Raw genomic sequence first — 2,800 nt, forward strand, 5'->3', positions numbered from 1 at the left:
CACGCGCTGGGCGGCGAACGCGGCCACGGCCTCCCGCTCGGCCACGGGGTCGCGGCCGGTCGACGCGAGCAGCACGAGCCGCCCGCTGGCCCGCGCCGCGGCCTGCGCGCCGGCGGCGATCGAGGAGAAGTAGGGGTCGGAGATGTCCTGCACGACCAGCCCGAGCAGCCCCGACCGGGCGCGCGCCAGGGCCTGCGCCTGCGCGTTCACGACGTAGCCCAGGTCGGCGGCCGCGGCCTTGACCCGCGCGACCAGCTCGGCCCCGGGCTGCCGCGCCGAGCCGTTGAGCACCCGCGACGCCGTCGCGAGGGAGACCCCCGCACGGTCGGCGACGTCCTGCAGCCTCGCTCGGGCCACGAGCACACCTCCATCTCCGGGGCGGCCGGTACCCGCCCGACGCGGGCACTCCGGACGTGCTCGCCGGTGCACAGCCTATCGGCGGCCGGAAAACGTCTTCCGTCGACCCCCCGCGACCCGGCCGAGGCGGTCGCCCGGGATGCGGCGCCGCCAGGGCCCCCGAGGCCCGCACCGATAGAATCGGCCCGTGCCCAGGACCAGCAGCTCGACCGCGCGCCCCGTCCCGCGGCGGGCGCTCGCCGACCACGTGTTCGACGAGCTGCTCTCGTGGCTCATGGACGGCACCCTGACGGCGGGCAGCAGCCTCAACATCGACGGCATCGCCCGCGACCTCGACGTCTCGCCGACCCCCGTGCGCGAGGCGCTCGCCCGGCTCGAGGCGACCGGCATGGTGCGGCGGGTCGCCCTGCGCGGCTACTTCGTCACCCCGGCGCCGACCACCAAGGAGCTGACGGACCTCATGGACGCCCGGCTCGCCGTCGAGCCGGCGAACGCGTACTACGCGTGCGAGCGCGGCGACGAGGAGTTCCTGGCCGGGCTCGAGGAGGCCGTCGCGGAGCTCGAGAGCTCGCCCAACGGCCCCACCTACCAGGAGTTCCGCGACTACTGGGAGGCCGACGAGCGCTTCCACGCCCTGGTCGCCCAGGCGGCGGACAACTCCTACCTGCAGGCCGCCTTCGCCGCCCTCGGCGGGCTCGCGCAGCGCTTCCGGCAGTTCTCGGGCAAGGGCGTCACCGACAAGGCCGTGGCGGTCGAGGAGCACCGGGCGATCCTCGACGCCATGCGGTCGGGGGTGCCCGAGCGGGCGCAGGAGCTCATGCGCCGGCACATCGAGGGCGTCCGCACGCGGTCCCTGTCGGAACGCGACGAGCCGGCACCCCCGCCGAGCGCGTAGCCCTGCGGGAGTGCCGGCTCCCGGCGGCGGGTCAGACCCGCGCGGCACCCCGGCCCTCGGTGCCCGGCACCTCGGCGCCGGGCTCGACGGCGTCGCCCGCCCGCTGCATCCGCACGACGGCGCGTCGCGCGACGAAGGTCCCGACCGCGCCGAGCAGCAGCACCACCATGAGGAAGTACATGCCGGCCTCGGTGGTCCCGGTCGCCTGGGTGAAGAGGCCCACGACGTACGGCCCGATGAAGCCGCCGAGGTTGCCGAACGAGTTGATCGCGGCGATCGCCACCGCGGCCGTGGCACCGGCGAGCACGCCGCTCGGCAGGGACCAGAAGACGCCCGCGATGGAGTACACGCAGAACGCCGCGAGGGACAGGGCGGCGAGCTGCAGCACCGGCGACGCGACGGCGGCGCTCGCGCCCATGCCGATCGCGGACCCGACGAACAGGCAGGCGAGCGGCACCCAGTTGTCCCGGAAGTGCCGGGCCGCCCAGCGCGACGTCACCAGCACGCCCACGAGCGCGAACAGGTAGGGGACGTCGGTGAGGATCCCGGTCTGCAGGGTGGAGGTGGAGAACTGGTTCACCACCTGGGGCAGCCAGAACGACAGCCCGTACACGCCCACGGTCGAGGGGAAGAACAGCAGAGCGAAGACCAGCACCCGCTTGTCGATCAGCGTGCGCAGCGGGTTCTTCCCGTCCTCCTGCTTGCGCTCCGCCTTGTCCTTCTCGAGCTCGTGCTCGATCCAGTCGGCCTCGTCCTTCGTCAGCCACTTCGCGACGCGCGGCGCCTCCGGCAGGAACTTCCAGGTCGGGATCGCCATGAGCACGGCGGCCACGCCCACGACGAGGAACAGCCACTGCCAGCCGGACATGCCGAGGCCCGACACCCCGAGGAGCCAGCCCGCCAGCGGCGACATGATGATGAAGGCGAGCGGCGCCGAGATCACGAAGGTGCCCGTCGCCTTCGTGCGGTGCCGGTGCGGGAACCAGGTGGTGAGGTAGAAGATCACGCCGGGGTAGAACCCGGCCTCCGCGACGCCGAGGAGGAACCGCAGCACGTAGAAGCTGATCGGCCCCTGCGTGAGGGCCATCGCGGCGGTGATGATGCCCCAGGTGACGAGGATGCGCACGAACCACATCCGCGGCCCGTACTTCTGCATCAGCACGTTGCTCGGCACCTCGAACAGGAAGTACGCGATGAAGAACAGCCCGGCGCCGAGGCCGAACGCCGCGTCACCGATGCCGACGTCCGCGCCCATGCTGAGCTGCGCGAAACCGACGGCGGAGCGGTCGATGTAGGCCACCGTGTAGAGGGCCACCAGCAGCGGCAGCAGCCGCATCGTGACCTTCCGGACGAGGGCGGGCTCGTTGACCTGTGTCACGTTCGAGGACTCCTGTGTCTCGTGCGGGGCACGGCTCGACGACGAGCCGTGCACGGGGGCGCGGCGCTGCCCGACCGGGCCCCGCTCAGCCCGGGGAGCGGGACTCCGCGTCGGCGGCGGCCGGCTTCCGGGCCGCCCCCGCCGGGCGCAACCGCCCTGACGCCCAGGTC

At 73.5% G+C, this 2,800-nt stretch carries 3 protein-coding genes; 1 reads left to right on the top strand and 2 read right to left on the bottom strand.

Annotated features, from left to right (window positions below; genetic code table 11):
• A partial coding sequence (locus ACFWEK_RS20570) for a LacI family DNA-binding transcriptional regulator (protein WP_430555244.1) occupies window positions 1–357 on the bottom strand: 357 nt, incomplete at its 3' end.
• Between the two features lie 187 nt (window positions 358–544).
• On the opposite strand from ACFWEK_RS20570, the gene ACFWEK_RS20575 reads away from it, so the two are divergent.
• Window positions 545–1,252 (top strand): GntR family transcriptional regulator, encoded by a 708-nt coding sequence (locus ACFWEK_RS20575; protein WP_430555245.1) that lies wholly within the window; start codon window positions 545–547, stop codon window positions 1,250–1,252.
• Window positions 1,253–1,283: 31 nt separating this feature from the next.
• Here ACFWEK_RS20575 and ACFWEK_RS20580 read toward each other — a convergent pair whose 3' ends face one another.
• Window positions 1,284–2,630: an MFS transporter gene (locus tag ACFWEK_RS20580; protein WP_430555246.1), complete on the bottom strand. Its 1,347-nt coding sequence runs from the start codon at window positions 2,628–2,630 to the stop codon at window positions 1,284–1,286.
• Window positions 2,631–2,800 lie beyond the last annotated feature (170 nt).

The sequence above is a fragment of the Isoptericola sp. NPDC060257 genome (assembly GCF_042726645.1).
Classification (GTDB): domain Bacteria; phylum Actinomycetota; class Actinomycetes; order Actinomycetales; family Cellulomonadaceae; genus Isoptericola; species Isoptericola nanjingensis.